The following is a 20,866-nucleotide window of genomic DNA, read 5'->3' on the forward strand; positions in this document are numbered from 1 at the left end:
CAGCACGGAGGTGCGCCGTGGACCAGCCGGGGCAGGCTGGGGGACAGAGCAATGAAAAACTCTTGTTGTCGCCATCGAAGCGGCGTGGCCCGGGATCACCTCGGCCTGGCCTTTCTGCCCTTGGGTGCGGGCTTGGTCTTCGCTAGCTGCTTTGTTTTTTCACTGAGCTGTCGGGTTTCTCTGGTGGTGCAGCAAAGGGGCGGGAGTAACCGCCCCTCGGCAAAGGCTTATTGAGCCTGGTTGGCAGCTTCGGCAGCCTTGATCAGGTCAGCACCGATTTCGCCTTCGAACTTCTTCCAGACCGGCTTCATGGCTTCGCGCCACATTTCGCGCTGCTCTGGGGTCAGATCGATGATTTCAGTGGTGCCAGCATCGACGATGCGCTGCTTGTCGCCCTGATTCAGCTCTTCAGCCTGCTTGTTCACCGCGACGGTCACTTCGTCCAGGATGGTCTCCAGTTCGCTGCGAATGTCAGCCGGCAGACCGTTCCAGAACTTGGTGTTGGTAATCACCATGTAGTCCAGCAGACCGTGGTTGGACTCGGTGATGTACTTCTGCACTTCGTGCATCTTCTGCGAGTAGATGTTCGAGTAGGGGTTCTCGGCACCATTCACCACGCCAGTCTGCAGGCCCTGGTAGACCTCGGCGAAGCTCATCTTGCGCGGGTTGGCGCGCACGGCCTTGAACTGCTCGTCCAGTACGGCGGAAGCCTGTACGCGGAACTTCAGACCACGGGCGTCCTTCGGCTCGCGCAGCGGCTTGTTGGCCGACAGCTGCTTCATGCCGTTGTGCCAGTAGCCCAGGCCGGTGATGTTCTTGTCTTCCATCGAGCGCAGCAGGCTCTGGCCGGCTTCACCTTGCTGGAAGCGGTCGACCGCTGCGATGTCGTCGAACAGGAACGGCAGGTCGAAGACCTGAACGCCCTTGGAGTAGTGTTCGAACTTGGCCAGCGACGGCGCGATCAGCTGAACGTCGCCCAGCAGCAGGGCTTCCATTTCCTTGCCATCGCCGAACAGCGAGGAGTTCGGGTAAACCTGTACCTCGACCTTGCCGGCCAGACGCTCTTCCACCAGTTTCTTGAACATCAGGGCGCCCTGGCCTTTCGGCGTGTTCTCGGCGACCACGTGAGAGAACTTGATGGTGATCGGGTCAGCCGCGTGGGCCAGACCAGCGATGCTCAGCGACAGGGCGCATGCCAGCGCCTTGGCAGTCAGTTTGAACATTGATGTTTCCTCTTGTTGTGGGTGGGAGGCCTCGGGGCATCCCGGCAGTAACCAGCTGGGCAAGTCTAGGCGCAATGGCCTGGATGCGATGCACGATCGCGACTCGATCCATCCGGTTCATCGGGTTTCAGGAGCAATGCCTGTGCCAACCGCTGGCACAGGCACCTGAAGCCAGCGAGTTTACCCAGCAATAGATGAAGGTTTGAATGGCCAATTGCCAACAAGCGCGTCTAGGTCGCACCTTTGCGCGGGGTGAGCAGGCCATCCGCGGTTGGCATTGCAGGGAGGGACGGGATTGGCAGTCGAGGCTCGATGCGGCGGTCAAGGATGGCGGATTTCCGCCATCTAGTCGTTTTCGTCGGGCGAGCTTCCGCCAGCATCGGTAAAGCTCAGGCCATGCTTGCGCAGCTTGTCATGCAGTGTCTTGCGCGGCAGGCCGAGGGCTTCGGCAACGCTGCGCAGCGATCCGTGGGGACGGTTCAGTTCAGCGGCGATCAGCGCGCGCTCGAAGGCTTCGACCTGCTCGCCCAGGCTGCCGCCGCCGGCCAGGCTGGCGCTCGGCTCGCTGCCTGGCCGCTCCAGGCCCAGGCCGAGCCCGAGGGCGAAGCGCTCCGCGGTGTTCTGCAGCTCGCGCACGTTGCCCGGCCAGGTGTGCTGCAGCAGCGTGGCACGCTGCTCGGGCTGCAGTTCGCGAACCGGCAGGCCGTGGCGCTGGGCGGCGGCCTCGGCGAAGTGCTGAAACAGCAGAAGGATGTCCTCGCTGCGTTCACGCAGCGAAGGAATGCGCAAGGGTGCGACGTTTAGCCGGTAATAGAGGTCGGCGCGGAAGCGGCCCTGGTCGGCGGCGACACGCAGGTCTTCCTTGGTTGCGGCGATGACACGGATATCCAGGGCGATCGACTGGTTGCCGCCGAGGCGTTCGACCACGCGCTCCTGCAGCAGGCGCAGCAGCTTGACCTGCACATCCAGGCTCATGCTCTCGATCTCGTCGAGGAACAGGGTGCCGCCGTTGGCGAACTCGAACTTGCCGATCCGGCGTTTCTGCGCGCCGGTGAACGCGCCGGGCTCGTGGCCGAACAGCTCGCTCTCCACCACCGACTCGGCCAGGGCACCGGCGTTGATGGCCACGAACGGGCCGTTGCGGCGGTTCGACAGGTCGTGCAGTGCGCGCGCCACCACCTCCTTGCCGGCCCCGGTCTCGCCAAGAATCAGCACGTCGGCCTGGGTTCCGGCCAATGCGCCGATCTGCTCGCGCAGGCGCAGCATCGCCCGGGACTGGCCGAGCAGGCGTGCCGACAGCTGCTGGCGGTCGGCCAGGGCCAGGCGCAGCGAGCGGTTGTCCAGCACCAGCTGGCGCAGCGCCAGGGCACGCCGCACGCTGTCCAGCAGCGCCTCGCTGGGGAAGGGCTTTTCCAGGAAATCGTAGGCACCGGCGCGCATGGCCTGCACCGCCAGCTGGATGTCGCCGTGACCGGTGATGAGGATCACCGGCAGCTCGCTGTCGCGTGCCCGTAACTGTTGCAGCAGCTCCAGTCCGTCGATGCCAGGCATGCGGATGTCGCTGACCACCACCCCCTGCCAGTCCGCCGGCAGACGTGCGGCCAGATCGCGGGCGTCGCCCAGGCTGGCCACCTTGAGCCCGGCCAGGTCGAGGGTCTGGCTCAGTGCCTGGCGCAGATGCGGATCGTCGTCGATCAGCACCACCTGGGCCTGGGTACTGATCGGGGTGTCGCTGCTCATTGGAAATGGTCCTCGGTGGGAAAGGCCACGCCGGGTTCGGCGCTACGTAGGAACAGACCGAGCTGGGCGCCGCCCTCGGCATGATTGCTCATGCGCAGCTCGCCGCCCAGGGCGCGGGTGAGGGTATCGCAGATCGCCAGGCCGAGGCCCAAGCCCTGGGTGCTGGTCTTGGTGGTGAAGAAGGGTTCGCGGGCGCGCTGCAGCGCGTCGGCGGAGAAGCCCGGGCCGTTGTCGCGCAGGGTCAGCAGCACGCCGTCACCCTCCAGCTCGGCGCGCAGCCAGATGCGTCGCGGCTGGGGCCGTTCTCCGAGGGCGTCGAGAGCGTTGGCCAGGAGATTGGCGAGGATCTGCCGCAGCCGCGTTTCGCCAGCCTGCACCCACAGCGTCGCCTCCGGCAGGTCGCGGATCAGCTCGACGCCCATGGCCTGGCGGCGCTTGGCCAGCAGTGCCAGCGCATCGTCCAGCGCGGGCTGCAGCGCGACCCGTTCCGGTGCGTGCTGATCGCGACGGGCGAAGGCGCGCAGGTGGGCGATGATCGAGGCCATGCGCGCGGTCAGCTCGCTGATCAGCCGCAGGTTGTCGCGCGCCTCGTCGACACGCTCATGGTCGAGCAGTACGCGGGCGTTGTCGGCATAGCTGCGGATCGCTGCCAGCGGCTGGTTGAGTTCGTGACTGATGCTCGCCGACATCGTGCCCAGCGCCGATAGCTTGCCGGCCTGCAGCAGTTCGTCCTGGGCGCGCACCAGCTCCTGCTGGGCCTGTTCGCGCTCGAGCACCTCGACCTTGAGTCGGCTGTTCAGCGCCTCCAGGTCGCGGGTGCGCTCGAGCACGCGCTGCTCCAGCTGTTGGCGTGCCTGGCTGTCCAGCGCCAGCCGTTCGAGGAAATGTCGGCGACGCTGCATCAGCAGGCCGAGCCAGAGCAGCAGCGCCAGCAGGGTGGCGGCGCCGATCGCGACCACGGTGCGCACCGGGCGCTCGACCAGGCTGACCGGCGCGAGGATGCGCACCGTCCAGCCGGTCTCCTTCAGCTCGCGGCTCTGGATCAGCCAGGCGTCGATGTTCAGCGTCAGGTCCTGCGGGTAGAGCGTCGGGTAGGGCTGATCGAAGGCGATCTGCTCGCGCTCGTCCACGCCCAGCCCGCGGGTGGCGCGGAAACGCCAGTCGGGCCGCGAGGTGAGGATCACCACGCCGAAATTGTCGGTCACCAGCAGCTGCTCCGGCGTGCTGCCCCAGAGCGTCTCGGTGTGGTCCAGGTCGACCTTGACCACCAGTACGCCGAGGATGCCATTGTCGTCACGTACGGCGGCGCCGAAGTAGTAGCCGCGCTTGCCGGAAGTGGTGCCAAGGCCGAAGAAGCGTCCGAGGTGACCGTCCATGGCCTGACGGAAATAGGGGCGGAAGGCGAAGTTGCGGTCGACGAAGCTGTCTTCCTCGTCCCAGTTCGAGGCAGCCAGGGTGTTGCCGTCGGTACCCATGAGGTAGATCACGTCGGCACCGGTCTGGTTGCGCAGGCGCTTTAACAGCCGGTTGGCGTTGTCCCGTATGGCCGGTGCATCACCCTGCTGCAGCACGGCGCGCAATGCCGGCAGGTCGCCCAGGATGCGTGGCAGCACCTCGTAGCGGTTCAGGGTGCCGAGCAGGTTGGCCACGTAGAGGTCGAGGGTCTGCCGGTTCTGTTCGATCAGTTCATTGCGGTAATAGCGCTCGGCGAGCTGTTGCAGCGGCCAGAGCAGAGGCGCGAGCAGCAAGGCCAGCAGGGCGAGGTTGCGCCAGCGGGGGCGGCGAGGAGGATGCATTGCAGTCATGCGAGGGCGCCTGGATGTCGGGCGCATTATGCACGCAGAGCATGCCTGCGTTCAGCCGTCGATTTCCGTACCGATCGCGAGGGTAGGGTAGGACCGGTTGTGGCGGCTTCTGTGCGCAGCCCGACCGCTGCTCGGGTCAGCGGCCGGCAGCTGCGGCCTGCGGGGCATTCGTGGTGCCGAAGCGGTGTGATTGGGCAAGGCACTCGTGCAGTGCTGTTTCCCAGTCCGGCAAGCGGATACCCCAGTCGCTTTGCAGGCGTGAGCAGTTCAGGCGGGAGTTGAGTGGGCGCTGCGCCGCAGTCGGATAGTCCTTCGACTGAATGGGTGTGATCTCTGCGCGCAGAAGGCCCTGCTGGCGCAGTTGTTCAGCGATGCTGCACGCGAAGCCGTACCAGGAGGTCTCGCCGCTGGCGGTGAGGTGATACAGCCCACTCGGGCCTGCTTCGCCTGCACTTCGTTTGCGCACCATTTCTGCCGTGGTGCGGGCGATGGTGGCGGCCCAGGTCGGTGCGCCGATCTCGTCGCTGACGACCGACAGCGCGTCGCGCTCCTGCAGCAGGCGCTGCATGGTCAGCAGGAAGTTCTTGCCGTGCTGCGAATACACCCAGCTGGTCCGCAGGATCAGGTACTCACCGTCGACCGCCTGAATCGCCTGTTCGCCGGCCAGCTTGCTGGCGCCATAAACGCTCAGCGGCTGGGGCACGTCGGTTTCGCTGTAGGGTTCGCTCTTGCGGCCGTCGAACACGTAGTCGGTGGAATAGTGGATCAGCGGTACACCAAGGCGCGCAGCTTCTTCGGCGAGCACCTGCGGCCCTCGCGCGTTGACCGCGAAGGCCAGCTCGCGATGGCTTTCCGCCGGGTCGACGGCGGTGTAGGCCGCCGCATTGATGATCAGGTCCGGCCGCAACAGGCGCACCTGTTCGCGAATCTGTTCCGGATCAGCCAGATCCAGTGCGTTGTGCCCAAGCGCCAGCAGCTTGCCGGCACTCGCCAGCTCCAACTGCAGCTCGCGGGCAAGTTGCCCCTTGCTGCCGGTGATCAGGATTTTCATGCAAAGAGCTCCGCATCGCTGAGGCACTTGCCAGCCTGGTCCTTCGCGGACAGCTGTGGCGGTTCGTCGAACGGCCATTCGATGCCGAGCTCCGGATCGTTCCACAACAGGCTGCGCTCGTGCTCTGGCGCGTAGTAGTCGGTGGTCTTGTAGAGGAACTCGGCGCTTTCGCTGAGTACCACGAAACCATGCGCGAAGCCCTCTGGGATCCACAGCTGACGCTGGTTCTGCGCGCTCAGGTGAGTCCCGACCCAACGGCCGAAGCTCGGCGAGCTCTTGCGCAGATCGACGGCGACGTCGAAGACTTCGCCGGCCACCACGCGCACCAGTTTCCCCTGCGGTTGCTGAATCTGGTAATGCAGCCCGCGCAGCACGCCGCGCTGGGACTTGGAGTGGTTGTCCTGGACGAACTGCCGCTGGAGCCCCGTGGCCGCCTCGAAGGCGGCCGCATTGAAGCTCTCGTAGAAGAAACCGCGTTCGTCGCCGAAGACCTTGGGCTCGATGATCAGTACGTCGGGAATGCTGGTTTCGATGATTTTCATGCGTCTTCACCCGCCAATTTGAACAGGTACTGGCCGTAGCCGGTCTTGCCCAGGGCGTCGGCGCGGCGCAGCAGCTGCTCGCGGTCGATCCACTTGTTCTGGTAGGCGATTTCTTCCAGGCAGGCGACCTTCAGACCCTGGCGATGCTCGATGGTCTGCACGTACTGCGAGGCTTCCAGCAGGCTGTCGTGGGTACCGGTATCGAGCCAGGCGAAGCCGCGGCCGAAGCGCTCGACATTGAGGTCGCCGCGCTCGAGGTAGGCCATGTTGACGTCGGTGATCTCCAGCTCGCCGCGTGGCGAAGGCTTGATCGACTTGGCGATCCCGATTACGTCGTTGTCGTAGAAATACAGGCCGGTCACCGCATAGCTGGACTTGGGCTTCTTCGGCTTCTCTTCGATGGACAGGGCTTTACCAGTCTCGTCGAAGTCGATCACGCCGAAACGCTCCGGGTCCTTGACCCAGTAGCCGAATACGGTGGCGCCGGTCGGCTGGGCCGCGGCACGTTGCAACTTCTCGGTGAAGTGCTGGCCGTGGAAGATGTTGTCGCCGAGGATCAGGCAAACCGAGTCATCACCGATGAACTCTTCGCCAATCAGGAACGCCTGCGCCAGGCCGTCCGGTGAAGGCTGCTCGGCATAGGTGAAATTGACGCCGAACTGGCTGCCGTCGCCCAGCAGGTTCTTGTACTGCGGCAGATCCTGCGGGGTGGAGATCAGCAGGATGTCGCGGATGCCAGCGAGCATCAGCACCGAAATCGGGTAATAGGCCATCGGCTTGTCGTAGATCGGCAGCAGCTGCTTCGATACGCCAAGGGTAATGGGGTGCAGACGTGTGCCGGAGCCTCCGGCGAGGATGATTCCTTTCATGCGTTCTCCAGTGCGCCAAGGCGCTCGCGTTGATAGCTACCGTCCTGAACGCGACGGCACCATTCGAGGTTGTTCAGATACCACTGCACGGTCTTGCGCAGGCCGGTCTGGAAGGTCTCTTCCGGTACCCAGCCCAGTTCGCGCTCGATCTTGCTGGCATCGATCGCATAGCGCAGGTCGTGGCCAGGACGATCCTTGACGAAGGTGATCAGGTCTTCATAGCGCGCAAGCCCGGCAGGCTTGCTCGGCGCCAGTTCTTCCAGCAGTGCGCAGATGCCGCGCACTACCTCGATGTTCTTCTGCTCGTTGTGGCCGCCGATGTTGTAGGTCTCACCGACCTTGCCTTCGCTGACCACCTTGAACAGCGCGCGGGCGTGGTCCTCGACGAATAGCCAGTCGCGAATCTGCGAGCCATCGCCGTAAACAGGCAGCGGCTTGCCGTCCAGGGCATTGAGGATGACCAGCGGGATCAGCTTCTCGGGGAAGTGATACGGGCCATAGTTGTTCGAGCAGTTGGTGATCAGCACCGGCAACCCATAAGTACGCTGCCAGGCGCGAACCAGGTGATCCGATGAGGCCTTGCTGGCCGAGTAGGGCGAGCTGGGCGCGTAGGGCGTGGTTTCGGTGAACAGATCGTCGACACCGTGCAGATCGCCATACACCTCGTCGGTGGAAATATGGTGGAAGCGGAAGGCCTCGCGCCGCTCGGCGGGCAGGCTCTGCCAATACGCCCGGGTAGCTTCCAGCAGCTGATAGGTGCCGACGATATTGGTCTGGATGAATTCGGCCGGACCGTCGATGGAGCGATCGACGTGGGACTCGGCGGCCAGATGCATGATGGCGTCCGGCTGAAATTCCAGCAGCGCCTCGCTGACCCGCTCACGATCGGCGATGTCGGCCTGAAGGAACTGATAGCGTGGGTTGTCTTCCACAGTTGCCAGCGACTCCAAGTTGCCGGCATAGGTCAGTTTGTCCAGGTTGAGCACACTGTGCTCGGTATCGAGAATGAGATGGCGGATCAGTGCGGAGCCGATGAATCCGGCTCCACCGGTAACGAGAATGCGCATAGTGATGTGGCTTCCTTGGCGCGCTGTCGAGCGTCAGGCTCTTAGCATGTCGGCACGATAGACCGGCCTCTGATACAAAAATTCCCGAGCGCCTCGTGGTGTTGGGTAACCGTATGGTTACCAAGGTAACCATACGGTACTGGCGTAATGCCAGAAAGGCGCAGGATAGAGAGCTCGGGCAGCCGTCGGACGACCTGATGCGGCTATCGCAAGGACTGGCGCAGGCGCGACAGTGCGCCAAGAAAAAACACCGTGCCTATGAATGCCAGCGCGAGCAATTGCGGCCAGATCACCGATGCGCCCGCACCACGGAACAGAATCGCCTGGGCCAGTTCGATGAAGTGCGTGGTGGGGGCCGCGAGCATGATGTTCTGCACCAGCTGGGGCATGCTCTCGCGTGGGGTCATGCCGCCGGAGAGAATCTGTAGCGGCATCAGCACCAGAATGATCAGCAGGCCCAGTTGCGGCATCGAGCGTGCCACGGTGCCGAAGAAGATACCCATGGATGTGGTGGCAAACAGATGCAGCGCTGCGCCAACCACAAATAGCATCAGCGAACCCTGGATCGGAATCTGCAGCCAGCCCTCGACAATAAAACGCAGAGCGAATGCTGACGCCAGTAGCACCACCAGCCCCATCGCCCAGACCTTGGCCAGCATGATCTCGAACGGTGTGACCGGCATGACCAGCAGGTGCTCGATGGTGCCGTGTTCGCGCTCACGGATAAGCGCCGCGCCCGTGAGAATGATCGAGAGCATGGTGATCTGGTTGATCACCTCGTTGACGGCACCGAACCAGGAACGCGTGAGATTGGGGTTGAACGCGGTGCGCACCACGGCTTCGACCGGCAGGGCGGTGTTGGCGCGATAACGCTTAACGAAAGCGGTGACTTCGTCGTTGATGATCTGCTGGATATGCCCGGCGCCAGTAAAGGCCTGGCTGACCTGGGTGGCATCGACGTTGAGCTGAATGGTCGGATTGCGTCCGGCCAGCAGGTCTTCCTGAAACCCTGGCGGAATGTTCAGCGTGAAGGTGTACAGGCCCGCGTCCATACCACTGTCCATCTGCCGCAGGTCGATGGGCACCGGTGGCAGGAAATAGGGCAGCTGGAAGGCATTGAGTATGCGCCGCGATGCCTGGGACTGATCCTCGTCGACCACCCCGAGCGTGGCGCGGTGAGGCGCTTCGGGCAACGCGGTGGCAGCGGTGTAAATGGCCAGGGTGAAGGCGTAGACGATCAGTACCAGCAACGCTGGGTCGCGGTACAGGCTGCGTAGCTCCTTGAGCCCCAGCTGGAAGACGTTGCTGAGTGTACGCATGTCATTTTTCCTGCTTGCGCAGGCCGGCGACGCTGAGCAGGGTCAGCAGTGGGATCGCCAGCAGCAAGGGGATGAAGTACCAATAGAGGTCGGCCATGCCCAGGGCCTTGGAGAAGACCCCGCGGCTGATTACCAGGAAGTGGCTGGTCGGGTAGATCTGGCCGAGAAAAGCGCTGAAGCCTTCCAGCGCCGAAACCGGATAGGTCAGTCCGGAGAACTGCACAGCTGGCAGCAGGGTGGCGATGGCGGTGCCGAAGATCGCCGCAATCTGGCTGTTGAGCACCGATGACATCAACAAGCCCAGACCAGTGGCGCAAGTGACGTAAAGCAGCGCACCCAGCACCAGGGTGAACAGGCTGCCCTTGATTGGAATGCCGAAGACGAATACCGCCAGCAGTACCAACGTGACGAAATTGATCATGCCCAGGGCGATATAGGGCAGCTGCTTGCCAATCAGAAATTCCAGGCGGGTGACTGGCGTGACGTAGAAATTGGTGATCGAACCCAGCTCCTTCTCGCGTACCACCCCGAGTGCCGTCAGCATTGCCGGAATCATCATCAGCAGGATCGGGATCATCGCCGGCACCATCGCCGGCAGGCTCTGCACATCGGGGTTGTAGCGATAACGGATGGCCACGTTGGCCGCCGCCCTGCTGTCCACGCCGGCGCTGCGCGCCAGGTCTTGCAGGTAGCTCATGTGCAGACCCTGTACGTATCCCTTGATGGTGTCGGCGCGCATCGGCATGGCGCCGTCGATCCAGAACGCAATCTGCGGCACGGCACCGCGTTTGACGTCACGGCCGAAGTTGGGCGGGATCTCGATGGCCAGAGCGATGTCGCCGCTGCGCATGCGCTGGTCGAGGTCAGAGGGGCTCGTCAGCGGCGTCTTTTCAATGAAATAGCGTGAGCCGGCGATGTTCAGCGCATAGGCCTGACTGGCTGTAGTCTGATCGCGGTCGAGCACCGCGTAGGTCAGGTCCTCGACGTCCAGGCTGATGCCATAGCCCATGATGAACATCAATACCACCGTGCCGAGCATGGCCAGCGTTGCCCGGATCGGATCACGGCGCAGCTCCATGGATTCGCGGCGGGTATAGCTGAGCAGGCGACGCATGCTGAAGCGTGCCTGCGGTGCTCCGCTGCTCGCGACTTGTGCCGGGCGCTGGCTATCGGGTGTAGCAATGGTGCTCGGTGGCGCCTTTGCCGCACTTTCGGCCATGGCGTCTTCGAGATAAGCGATGAATGTTGCCTCGAGAGTCGGCAGTCCGCGCTTGTCCATCAGGCCCTGCGGTGTATCGCTGTCGAGCACGCGGCCGGCGTGCATCAGCGACATGCGGTCACAGCGCAGCGCCTCGTTCATGAAGTGGGTGGAAATGAAAATGGTCACGCCGTCTTCGCGCGACAGTTGCACCAGCAGCTCCCAAAAGCCGTCGCGGGCCACCGGATCGACACCCGAAGTGGGCTCGTCGAGAATCAGCATTTCCGGTGCGTGGATCACCGCCACCGCCAGCGACAGGCGCTGGCGCACGCCCAGCGGCAAGGCTTCAGGCAGGCTGTCGGCCTCCTCGACGAGCTCGAAGCGTTCGAGCATTTCCCGAATGCGCGGCTCACGGCGCTCGGCCGGCAGGTGGAACAGCCGAGCATGCAGGTCGAGGTTCTGCCGTACCGTCAATTCGCTGTACAGCGAGAAGGCCTGGGACATGTAGCCGACCCGCTGGCGGGTCTGCATGTCATGTGGATCCACCGGCTTGCCGAACAACAGGGCCTGCCCCTCGGTGGCCGGCAGCAGACCTGTGAGCATCTTCATGGTGGTGGTCTTGCCACAGCCGTTGGAACCGAGAAAGCCGAAGATCTCCCCGCGCTCGATGCGCAGATTCACGCGATCCACCGCAACGAAGTCGCCGAAGCGCATGGTCAGGTCGTGGGCTTCGATGGCGATGCTGTCGCTGGCCTGGCGCGGTGGGATTTCCAGCGCGCGATGGCGTCGACTCTTCTCTTCCGGCAGCAGGCGAATGAACGCCTCCTCCAGGCTGTCGCTGTTGGTGCGCGTCAGCAGTTCAGCCGGCGTGCCGGTGGCGAGAATTCGCCCTGCGTCCATCGCCACCAGATGATCGAAGCGTTGCGCCTCGTCCATGTAGGCGGTGGCCACCAGCACGCTCATCTGTGGGCGCTCGCCACGGATGCGCTCGATCAGCTCCCAGAACTGCGCGCGCGACAGCGGGTCGACGCCGGTGGTGGGCTCGTCGAGGATCAGCAGGTCGGGGTCGTGGATCAGCGCGCAACAGAGGCCGAGCTTCTGCTTCATGCCACCGGAGAGCTTGCCCGCCGGGCGCTCGACGAAGGGCGCCAGGCCCGTGCTGCGGGTCAGCTCGGCGATGCGCCAGCGGCGCTCGGCGGCGTCCTGGCCGAACAGTCGGCCGAAGAACTCGAGGTTCTCGAACACCGTCAGCGTCGGGTAGAGGTTCTTGCCCAGGCCCTGGGGCATGTAGGCGATGCGCGGGCAGACCGCGCGGCGGTGGCCGGCATCGCCCATGTCGCCGTCGAGCACCTGCACATGGCCCTGCTGCAGCTTGCGCGCACCGGCGATCAGCGCCAGCAGGCTGGACTTGCCGACCCCGTCCGGGCCGATCAGGCCAACCATGCAGCGTGCCGGCAGGCTCAGGCTGAGGTCATCCAGCGCGCGGGTCTTGCCGTATTGCAGGCTGACGCCGCTGATTTCGGCGACCGGGGCAGATGACGGGTTCATTGGCCGACATTGATCTGCAGGTGGGCCGGCCATTCGGCGTCCGCGTCCAGCTTGAGGTAGGCGACGCCCGGCAGGCCGGTCTTGACCTGCTCCATGTGCTTTCTCAGCAAATCGGGATCGATCCTCGCCTTGACCCGGAACATCAGCTTCTCGCGCTCGCTCTCGGTTTCCACGGTTTTCGGTGTGAACTGCGCGACGCTGGCGACGTAGGTGATCCGGGCGGGAATCACGTACTGCGGTGCGGCATCGATCACCAGGCGCGCCTCCGAACCCATGGCGACACGGCCGGCCTGGCGCTCGGGCAGGAAGAAGGTCATGTAGACGTCGGCCAGGTCGACCAGATTGAGCAGCTTGCCGCCGGCGCCGAGCACCTCGCCCGGTTGCGCCACGCGGTACTGCACACGGGCCACGCGGTCGGTCTTCAGCTCGCTATCCGTGATGTCCGCCTGCAGACGCACCACGCTGGCCTGGGCTGCCTCCAGCGCCGACTGCGCCTCGATCACCTGCGACCTGGCAGCCGCGATACCGGCATCGGCGGACAGCACCTGGGCGCGCGAAGCGGCCAGCGCAGCCTGGGCGCTCTGCATGGCGGCGAGGTCGTCATCCAGCTGCTGGCGCGGCATGGCGTTACGGCCGACCAGCGTCTCGGTGCGCTGATGGCGCTTCTGCGCGGCGGTCAGTTCGGCGCGGCGCTGAAGTACTACTGCTTCGGCCGTGGCCTTTTCGCTCTCGCGTTGAGTGACCAGCGCCTGGGCGGTAAGGATGGCGTTTTCCGCCTGGCGCACCTGGGCGCGGGCCTGGTTCAACTGGGCGTCCAGCACCTCGGTGTCCATGCGCGCAATGACTTGGCCCGGTTGTACGAAGTCACCTTCGTCAACGGTGATTTCACGGATGCGGCCGCCCAATTTGGTAGCGACATCGATCTCTGTGGCTTCGATGCGCCCGTTGCCGCTGGCGAAGCCCTCGCCCAGGCCGTCGGTGCGTAGCTCAGACCAGGCGAGCAGACCGACGATCACGACTACGACGAGACCTAACAGTGCGCGGCGGAGGTTTTTCTGGGCTGGCGCTTTCATGGGCATTCCTTATCGTGAAGCAATAGTTCGCATGCTAAGCGATTGTCATGAAGGTTGCGTTTAGCCTGAGTCAATAAAAGCGCACTTATTGCGTTATCTGACCATTTCGCGGCAATTCACTGCATAGGCTGGCTTTTTGCTATCTGCAATATCCAGCCTTGCAGTTGTTGGCTGAGCTGGTCGCTGGCGTGGCCGAACGCCTCGACCACGCTTTCCAGCTGCGGGCTGCCGCTCGGTTGGAGGATTTCAAAGCGACGGCTGGCGAGGATGCGTTGATCTGCGCTCGATGCCAGCTGCGCGTCCAGACGAATCCGCACGTGGGGTTTGCCGTCGACGTACTCGCTTTGGAATGCCCGCAAATCGCTGAACAGCTCCAGTTCGGCGAACAGATTGCTTTCCTCATTGCTCACTGGGGTCGGTTGCCCGCTTTGTCTGAACTGCTCGATCAGCCGATCACGCAGCAGGGTTGGCGCCGTGTCGCCCCAGCGTGCACCCTGATAGCTGCTGATCTGATTGCCATCGGGCACCACGGCAATACGCGGCCCAGCGAGAATCCTGCTGGCGTGCGGGGTATGAATGCGCAGTGCCTGGCGCAACGTGCCCGCGGCCTGGTTCGTCTGGGCCTCGCTGGTCGGCAGCAAAAACACCCGAATCGGCTCGGCCTCGGGCAGTAGCGTGCAGGCCGAAAGCGTGCCGAGCAGCGTTGCCACGGCAAAAGAGCGGATCAGCGCAAGACGGCTCATGGGGTGAACTCCTGGATTTTTTCGCGACCGAGCAGGAAGCCGCTGGGATTGTCTTCGAGGCGCTGGGTGACGCGACGCAGCGCGCCGAGGGTGCCGCGCAGCTCGTTGATCGCCGGGCCCAGCTCGCTGAAGCCCTGCAGGCCGTTGTTCAATGCGCCCTGGTTGCTCGACAGCAGCTCGTCCAGGCGCGACGTGGCGCGCTCCAGCGCGGCCATGGATTCGCCGGCGCTGCTCAGCAGCTGGCGCCCTTCGTCATCGATCAGGCCATTGGCGTTCTGCGTCAGCCGGGTGATCTCCGCCAGCGCGGTGTTGGTCTGTTGGCCCAGTTGGCTGAGCTGGGTCAGCGCCTGGCTGAGGTCGCCACGCTGTTCGGCCAGCACACTGGTGGCCTGCTCGAGATTGGCCAGGGTGCGGCCGATGCGCCCGGCATTGTCCTCGGAGAGCATCAGGTTGGCGCTGCGCAGCAGATTGTTGATGTTGGTCATCAGGTCTTCGCCGTTCTCCAGTAGCGCGCTCAGCGGCGACGGGTCCGCGACGATCAGCGGTGGCTCGCCGCGCTTGCCTTCCAGTGGCGGACTCTGCGGAGTGCCGCTGTGCAGCTGGATGATCATGCTGCCGGTGATGTTGGCCAGAGCCAGGCGGGCGCGGGTGTCCTGCTTGATTGGGGTGCCGGAATAGATGCGAATGCGTGCACGCACCTTGCGCGGGTCGTCCGGTTCGAGCCATAGTGCCTCGACGTCACCGACCTTGATACCGCTGTACTCCACCGCGCTGCCGTTGGACAGACCGCTGACCGCCCGATTGAAGCTGATTTCGTAATAGTTGTACTCGCGATCCATGCTCGACTTGCCCAGCCAGAGGGCGAACAGCAAGGCGCCACCGACCGCCAGTACGGTGAACAGACCGATCAGCACGTGATGGGCACGGGTTTCCATTTTCAGTTCTCCAGCAAGTCGGCGGCTTGTTGCGCCGCCCGGCCACGTGGGCCGTGGAAGTAGTCGCGGATCCAGGCGTCGTCGGTGGCTTCCACCACCTCCAGGCGATCGGCCACCAGCACGCGCTTGCGCGACAGCACCGCGACCCGGTCGCAGATGGTGTAGAGCGTATCCAGATCGTGCGTCACCAGAAATACGCTCAGGCCCAGCGCATCGCGCAGGGTCAGGATCAGCTGATCGAAGGCGGCCGCGCCGATGGGGTCGAGGCCGGCAGTGGGCTCGTCGAGGAACAGTACTTCCGGGTCGAGCGCCAGCGCGCGGGCTAGTGCGGCGCGTTTGACCATCCCGCCGGACAGCTCGTCGGGGTATTTGCAGGCGGCGTCCGCCGGCAGGCCAGCCAGCGCCAGTTTCAAGCGCGCCAGGTGCTCGGCATCCTTGCGCTCGAGGCCGGCGTGCTCGATCAGCGAGAGGGCAACGTTCTCCTGCAGATTCAGCGAGGTGAACAGCGCGCCACGCTGGAACAGCACACCGAAGCGCCGCTCCACCTGGGAACGGCGCTCGGCCGACAGCTCCAGCAAATTCTCGCCGAATACCGTCACACTGCCGGCATTCGGCCGCCGCAGGCCGACGATGCTGCGCAGCAGCACTGATTTACCGGTCCCCGAGCCGCCGACGACGCCGAGGATCTCGCCGCGACGAATATCCAGGTCGAGGTTCTCGTGCACGGTCTGGCTGCCAAAGCGATTGACCAGTCCGCGTACCTGTATCAGCGCGTCGTTGCCCGTCACCAGCCCATCTCCATGAAGAACAGCGCGGCGATGGCATCCAGCAGGATCACCATGAAGATCGCCTGGACCACGCTTGAAGTGGTGTGCTCGCCAACTGATTGGGCGCTGCCGGTGACCTTGAAGCCTTCCAGGCAACCGATCACCGCGATTACAAAGGCGAACACCGGTGCTTTGGCTAGCCCAACCAGAAAATGGCTGACGGCGATGTCGCGCGCCATGATGTTGAAGAACATCGTTGGTGAGATGTCCAGCGCCAGGACGCACACCACCAGCCCGCCAGCGATGCCGCTGAGCATGCCGACGAAGGTCAGGATCGGCAGCGTGATCAGCATCGCCAGCACTCGCGGCAGCACCAATAGCTCGATGGGGCTCAAACCTAGGGTGCGGATCGCGTCGATCTCCTCGTTCGATTTCATCGAACCGATCTGCGCAGCGAAGGCGCTGGCGCTGCGCCCGGCAAGCAGAATCGCCGCCAGCAGCACACCGAACTCGCGCAGGAAGGAAAAGCCCACCAGGTTGACGGTGTAGATGGTCGCGCCGAAGTCGGCGAGCACCGTCGCGCCAAGAAAGGCCACCACCGCGCCGACCAGAAAAGTCAGCAGCGCGACGATCGGCACCGCGTCCAGCCCGGTCTGCTCGATATGTACGGCCAGTGAGGTCAGCCGCCAGCGCCGCGGCCGCGGCAGCGTCAGCAGCAACGTCTGCAGGGTCAGGCCAATGAAGCCGAGCAGCGCGCGCTGCTGCTTCCACACCGCCGCGACCGTGCGGCCGATATGCGCCAGCACATAGCCGAATTCATAACCGCGTGGCGACTCGGCGGCATCCGGTTGGTCCAGGGCGGTGGCGACTGTGCGCAGCAGCGCCAGGCGTTCGGCTGGCAACTGCGGCGCCCAGGCTTCGATGGCGGCGATCCGCTCGGGGCCCAGCAGCTCCACCAGCAGGCCGGCGCCCGCCGTATCCAGCGCCCCGAGCCCGCTCAGCTCGATCTGGCTGCGCTCGTCGATCCGCGCCCTGAGCCGCTGCACCTCTCGGCGCAGTGCCGCGTAATGGGCGAGGGTCCAGTCACCGACGATGCGCGCCCGCAACGGCGAAGCCCCTTGATCGAGGGTCACCGAACCGGGAGACGAGGACAGGGTGGCGCTCATCTTCTGCAAACGGGTGCCTATGTCGGGCGATGGAGTCCTGATTGATGCTAGCAGGGTTCCGCCTGGCAAGACAGGAGAAGGTCACCTGCGCGTCGCAGCTGGCCCACCGGCGACAGGCGACGGTGCCCAGGGCCGGGCCATGGGCGGCATTAGTAAAAGGCTGCCTCGTCAAAGCGCGCCGTTGCGCTCGAGCCGGTACGTGCTGATAGCCTCGTACACAGCTTTGCGCAGGCGGTTGATGCCGCCAATGGGACGATGCTCCGGCAACGCGTGCCAGGGGTTGAAGCTGAGGTTGTCGCAAGCGAGGTTCTGTTCTGGGCTGTCGAAGTCCTGCGGCGGCAGGCGGATGTCGGCGACTGTCTCGAACGGCGCTATGGCTTCGTCCCACTCGATGCTGGTGTCCTCAATGGGCATGTAGTGCTCGGCGTTCTGCCGCTGCACCTGCAGGGCGAAGCAGGCGGGCGCGCGGTCGAGGGACAGCTGCTGGTAGAGCGCACTGCGCAGGAAGTTCGGCAGGTCGCGGTTCTGCTCGGGCAACTGGTAGGTCGGGCAGTTTTCCGGCGTCGGGATGACCCGGTACTTGATGTTGTGCGAGCCGAGCTTGTACGGCGCAACCGAGCTGTAGGTGGTGGCCACCGGGCTCTCGGGCGCGGGCGCCAGGGTCTGCAGCGCGATGAACAGATGGCGCAGCTCCCAGCTGCGCGGATCGATGCTCGGGAAGAACGCCAGCGCCTTCTTGCCCTGCGCCTGGGCCGCGAAGTTGCTGCGGTACTCGGTGACGTCGCGGACGAAGAACACCGGGTGGTTGAACATCACGAAGTCCTGCTCGCCGGCGTGGCGCGGGTCGCGCGTGAGCTTTTCCCCCGGCACATCGAGCAGCTTGATCGCCATGCCGCGAGCATCCCGGATGCGGTCGAACTGTGGGTAGGCGTTGCCGTTGGATAGCCGCACCCAGGACTGCCAGGTCTTGCCCGGCTCGCTGAACACGCCCTGACGCAACGCTGGCTCCAGGTCGGCGCGCACGCTGACTTCGGCGCGCACGCAGCCGTGGGCCTTGGCATGGGCGTCGCGCAGCACGCGGGTGTTCTCGCTGTGCTGTTCGACCACGGCAATGGCGTCGGCGATGATCGCCTGGGTGTCGGCCGCTTCGCTCGGCGCGATGACCTCTTCGCTCGAGACAGGGCCACGATGGGTGAGGTGAAAGTGCACGGCGGCAATCGCCCAGCCGGCCAGGCCCAGGGCGGTGACGGCAAGCAGCAGCCGGCCCAGCAGGCGACCGATCCAGAGCCAGAGTCTTGTAAGCATGGGGCAGATCCTTGTGCGAAGGGCAGGTCAGGGGCAGCTTGGGCCGGGGTTGTGGGGGCGAGCTGGCAGCTCCTCGAGGCGCGGTTCGAAGCGGGGGTCGCCGAGCACCTTGAGGTACTCGACCAGTGCCCAGCGTTCGTGTGGCGCCAGTGCCCGGCCGATCACGCCATTGCCGCGACAGCCAGCGCGGAATTCATGGCCGCGGTTGCTGTTGCCGGTAATTGCGGTATCCAGCAGAAAGCCACCGTCGAAGCGCTCGGTGCGAATGCCCAGGTGCCGCGGGTCGTACTCGCGGCTGCCCACCCAGAACTCCGTCTGCCGTTCGGCCACCGGTGACAGCAGCTGGAACAGCGTCGGCACCGAGCCGTTGTGCAGGAACGGCGGCGTCGCCCAGATGCCGTCCAGCGGACGTGCCTTATAGCCGCGCAGTTCCTGCACGCCAATCGGCAGGCCGAAGCCGTCGAACGTCGCGCGCTCGGCCTCGTCGATGCCAGCGTCACGGTAGGCTCGCTGCTCGACATAGGCGGTGATATAGGCCAGCCCCTTGGCGCTGGACAGGCTGGCGAGATCGAGCGGGCCGGATGACGCGCCATACAGCTGCACGTCCAGACGATCCAGCTCGTGCTGGGTCCAGCCCAGGCGGGTCAGGTCGAAGCGGTGGTCGGCAATATTGTCGGCTGTGGTCGGATCGGTACCGACGAAAGAGGTGGGGATCACCTTCATGCGCCACTCGGGGTCGCGCTCGGCAGCGTAGCGCTTGTCGACGGGCTTGAGCCTGGCGTCGTGGCAATGCGCGCAGTTCTCCCGGTACAGCGCGCGGCCGAGGCTGGCCTGCTGGAGGTCTACCTCGCCCAGCACGTCTTCGGGCCAACGGGGCGGCGCGAGGTGCATGAGGGTGGTTTCCAGCGTGTGCAGATCGCGTACGCGGACGCCGGATGCGTAGCGCTCAGCCTCGGCGACGGGCTGGCCGTTCTCGTGCAACAGCCGCAGCGTGGCACCCACACCCAGCGCCTCGCCGATATTGCGCGCCATCGGTTGCATGGCTGAGCCGTTCCACTGCACCCAGTCGAACTTCCAGATATCCCACAGATGCGGGTAGCTCACCGGCGCGTTGGCCACGCGGTAGTTCGCCGGATCGATGGCGTCGCCGAACACGCTGTTGGCGATGCGGCCGAACGCATCGGTACGGCCGAAGCCTTCTTCGGTGGGGTAGAGCCCGCGGTGCCAGTCGTTGTAAGCGGTACCGAGCAGACGGTCGAGCACCTGCTTGAAGTCGTGGCGCAACTGCGCGCGGTCCCGCTCGTAACGCTCGCCCAGCACCTGCTCGGCGAAGCGACGGAACTTGAGCGGGTTGTAATAGGTGAAAGCCATGCTCATGCCGAGTGCCTGGCCGAACGAGCCACCGCGCAGGGTCGGCACGGTTGAGGCCAGCGAATGCATCGCCGCACCGCCGTCGATGCGGATGGCTTGGCCTTGGTAGCGCAACTCGCCGGTGTGGCAGGCCGCACAGGTCACATCCAGATAGGCGCGACCGGTCTCATCATCCTCGTGGCGGGCAAAGCCGACCGGCAGGTTGCCGGGATTCAGCGCGGTCGCTTGCTGTGCGGGATCGACCAGAAAGCCGAAGCGCGCGAGGTAGTTGGGCGTGGCGAACTTGTCCTCACTGAAGGGCAGCTCCAGCGCACGGAACCAGTCGTACTCCAGTCCCTTAACCTGAGTGCCTTGCGGCGTGTAGTAATAGGTCTGCCGCTGCGTGGCGTCCCACTGCTCCAGATAATGCAGCGCCTCAGGCGCTTCGTATTCTGGAAGGTTCGGGTAGGCCACAAAATACAGCCCAAACCCCACGGCCAGCACGGCCAACAACAAGACAGCCCTCAGGGCTCGGCGCAGCAATCGCATCGGTACATCCTTGTAGCGTCATGGCGAGTGCGCGTTTATGGCAGGGTTGTGGGGTGATGGCAATATGCTTTTTGGGAGGCTTCAAATTATGGGCTCAATGGCAAAGGTGCAAATTTGCGTCCCCATTAATTTCTGCGAGCGCTTCCTCGTCAGAATTCTTTGACGCCGTGTTTTGATTGCGCTGATCAATAGTTACCTCTTCACCAGCCCATAACCAAGCATCGTTATTGACCGCCCATTGTCCCCCGCAGAATGAGCCTGTTTCCTGTCGTACGATACAACCGCTCGCCATTTCAACGAAGGCGCAATAAGCACGATCGTAATCTTCTTCCAGAGCGCCTCCTTCAATACTTCCACGGATGGTTTTTTCAATCTTTAGATATCTGCTGCCCTCAGAAAAGTCATAAGGTAAGCTCGCATCAAAGTAGGCTTGCTCTTTGGGGAATAATTTATAATGGCTACCATTTTTCAAAAAATACACGCTACGCCAAAAGCCCTTTTCGGGATCAGCAAAAATTACTTGACCGCCGTGTGCCTTCAGGACCGATTGAGCTTCAGCCCAAGCCGTAGTATGAGCCGTAGTGAAAGAAATAAATAATGCTAGTAAGATTTTCAT

General features: G+C 64.1%; 17 protein-coding genes. All 17 read right to left on the bottom strand.

Features of this window, described 5'->3' with window-relative positions; translation table 11 throughout:
- Nucleotides 1-227: 227 nt before the first annotated feature.
- Nucleotides 228-1,223: a C4-dicarboxylate TRAP substrate-binding protein DctP gene (gene dctP / locus AAEZ08_RS07650; RefSeq protein ID WP_500124008.1), complete on the bottom strand. Its 996-nt coding sequence runs from the start codon at nt 1,221-1,223 to the stop codon at nt 228-230.
- A gap of 345 nt (nt 1,224-1,568) precedes the next feature.
- The gene (locus AAEZ08_RS07655; RefSeq protein WP_013981242.1) at nt 1,569-2,963 is read right to left on the bottom strand and encodes a sigma-54-dependent transcriptional regulator; all 1,395 of its coding nucleotides are present in this window, start codon (nt 2,961-2,963) and stop codon (nt 1,569-1,571) included.
- A complete protein-coding gene (locus AAEZ08_RS07660; protein ID WP_500124009.1) occupies nt 2,960-4,768 on the bottom strand; it encodes a sensor histidine kinase in 1,809 nt (602 codons plus the stop codon). Before AAEZ08_RS07660 ends, AAEZ08_RS07655 begins: the two co-directional genes overlap by 4 nt.
- Before the next feature lie 136 nt (nt 4,769-4,904).
- Complete coding sequence (rfbD, locus tag AAEZ08_RS07665; RefSeq protein ID WP_058063295.1) at nt 4,905-5,819, bottom strand: dTDP-4-dehydrorhamnose reductase; 915 nt, start codon at nt 5,817-5,819, stop codon at nt 4,905-4,907.
- The gene (rfbC, locus tag AAEZ08_RS07670) at nt 5,816-6,361 is read right to left on the bottom strand and encodes a dTDP-4-dehydrorhamnose 3,5-epimerase (protein ID WP_049341010.1); all 546 of its coding nucleotides are present in this window, start codon (nt 6,359-6,361) and stop codon (nt 5,816-5,818) included. The genes rfbD and rfbC overlap by 4 nt, the downstream gene beginning before the upstream one ends.
- Entirely contained in the window at nt 6,358-7,230 is an 873-nt protein-coding gene (gene rfbA, locus AAEZ08_RS07675) for a glucose-1-phosphate thymidylyltransferase RfbA (protein ID WP_181067028.1), read from the bottom strand. Before rfbA ends, rfbC begins: the two co-directional genes overlap by 4 nt.
- A complete protein-coding gene (gene rfbB, locus AAEZ08_RS07680) occupies nt 7,227-8,297 on the bottom strand; it encodes a dTDP-glucose 4,6-dehydratase (protein ID WP_003282441.1) in 1,071 nt (356 codons plus the stop codon). The genes rfbA and rfbB overlap by 4 nt, the downstream gene beginning before the upstream one ends.
- 203 nt (nt 8,298-8,500) lie before the next feature.
- Nucleotides 8,501-9,616 (bottom strand): ABC transporter permease, encoded by a 1,116-nt coding sequence (locus AAEZ08_RS07685; protein ID WP_003282442.1) that lies wholly within the window; start codon nt 9,614-9,616, stop codon nt 8,501-8,503.
- 1 nt (nt 9,617) lies between these two features.
- Nucleotides 9,618-12,362 (bottom strand): ribosome-associated ATPase/putative transporter RbbA, encoded by a 2,745-nt coding sequence (rbbA, locus tag AAEZ08_RS07690; RefSeq protein WP_181067027.1) that lies wholly within the window; start codon nt 12,360-12,362, stop codon nt 9,618-9,620.
- Nucleotides 12,359-13,435, bottom strand: coding sequence for an HlyD family secretion protein (locus AAEZ08_RS07695; RefSeq protein WP_045632427.1), 1,077 nt, complete (start codon nt 13,433-13,435; stop codon nt 12,359-12,361). Before AAEZ08_RS07695 ends, rbbA begins: the two co-directional genes overlap by 4 nt.
- A gap of 116 nt (nt 13,436-13,551) precedes the next feature.
- On the bottom strand, nt 13,552-14,178 hold the full coding sequence (locus AAEZ08_RS07700) for an ABC-type transport auxiliary lipoprotein family protein (protein ID WP_003282446.1): 627 nt from the start codon (nt 14,176-14,178) through the stop codon (nt 13,552-13,554).
- Complete coding sequence (locus AAEZ08_RS07705) at nt 14,175-15,113, bottom strand: MlaD family protein (RefSeq protein WP_020309177.1); 939 nt, start codon at nt 15,111-15,113, stop codon at nt 14,175-14,177. Before AAEZ08_RS07705 ends, AAEZ08_RS07700 begins: the two co-directional genes overlap by 4 nt.
- A 2-nt stretch (nt 15,114-15,115) precedes the next feature.
- Nucleotides 15,116-15,901: an ABC transporter ATP-binding protein gene (locus tag AAEZ08_RS07710; protein WP_003282449.1), complete on the bottom strand. Its 786-nt coding sequence runs from the start codon at nt 15,899-15,901 to the stop codon at nt 15,116-15,118.
- Nucleotides 15,898-17,046 (bottom strand): ABC transporter permease, encoded by a 1,149-nt coding sequence (locus tag AAEZ08_RS07715; protein ID WP_036991303.1) that lies wholly within the window; start codon nt 17,044-17,046, stop codon nt 15,898-15,900. Before AAEZ08_RS07715 ends, AAEZ08_RS07710 begins: the two co-directional genes overlap by 4 nt.
- 168 nt (nt 17,047-17,214) lie before the next feature.
- A complete protein-coding gene (locus AAEZ08_RS07720) occupies nt 17,215-18,351 on the bottom strand; it encodes a catalase family protein (RefSeq protein ID WP_500124010.1) in 1,137 nt (378 codons plus the stop codon).
- Between the two features lie 27 nt (nt 18,352-18,378).
- On the bottom strand, nt 18,379-20,250 hold the full coding sequence (locus AAEZ08_RS07725; protein WP_500124011.1) for a di-heme-cytochrome C peroxidase: 1,872 nt from the start codon (nt 20,248-20,250) through the stop codon (nt 18,379-18,381).
- Between the two features lie 94 nt (nt 20,251-20,344).
- On the bottom strand, nt 20,345-20,866 hold the full coding sequence (locus AAEZ08_RS07730) for a hypothetical protein (RefSeq protein ID WP_181067024.1): 522 nt from the start codon (nt 20,864-20,866) through the stop codon (nt 20,345-20,347).

Source organism: Pseudomonas sp. E45-MNA-CIBAN-0222 (assembly GCF_040310405.1).
Taxonomy (GTDB): domain Bacteria; phylum Pseudomonadota; class Gammaproteobacteria; order Pseudomonadales; family Pseudomonadaceae; genus Stutzerimonas; species Stutzerimonas stutzeri_AC.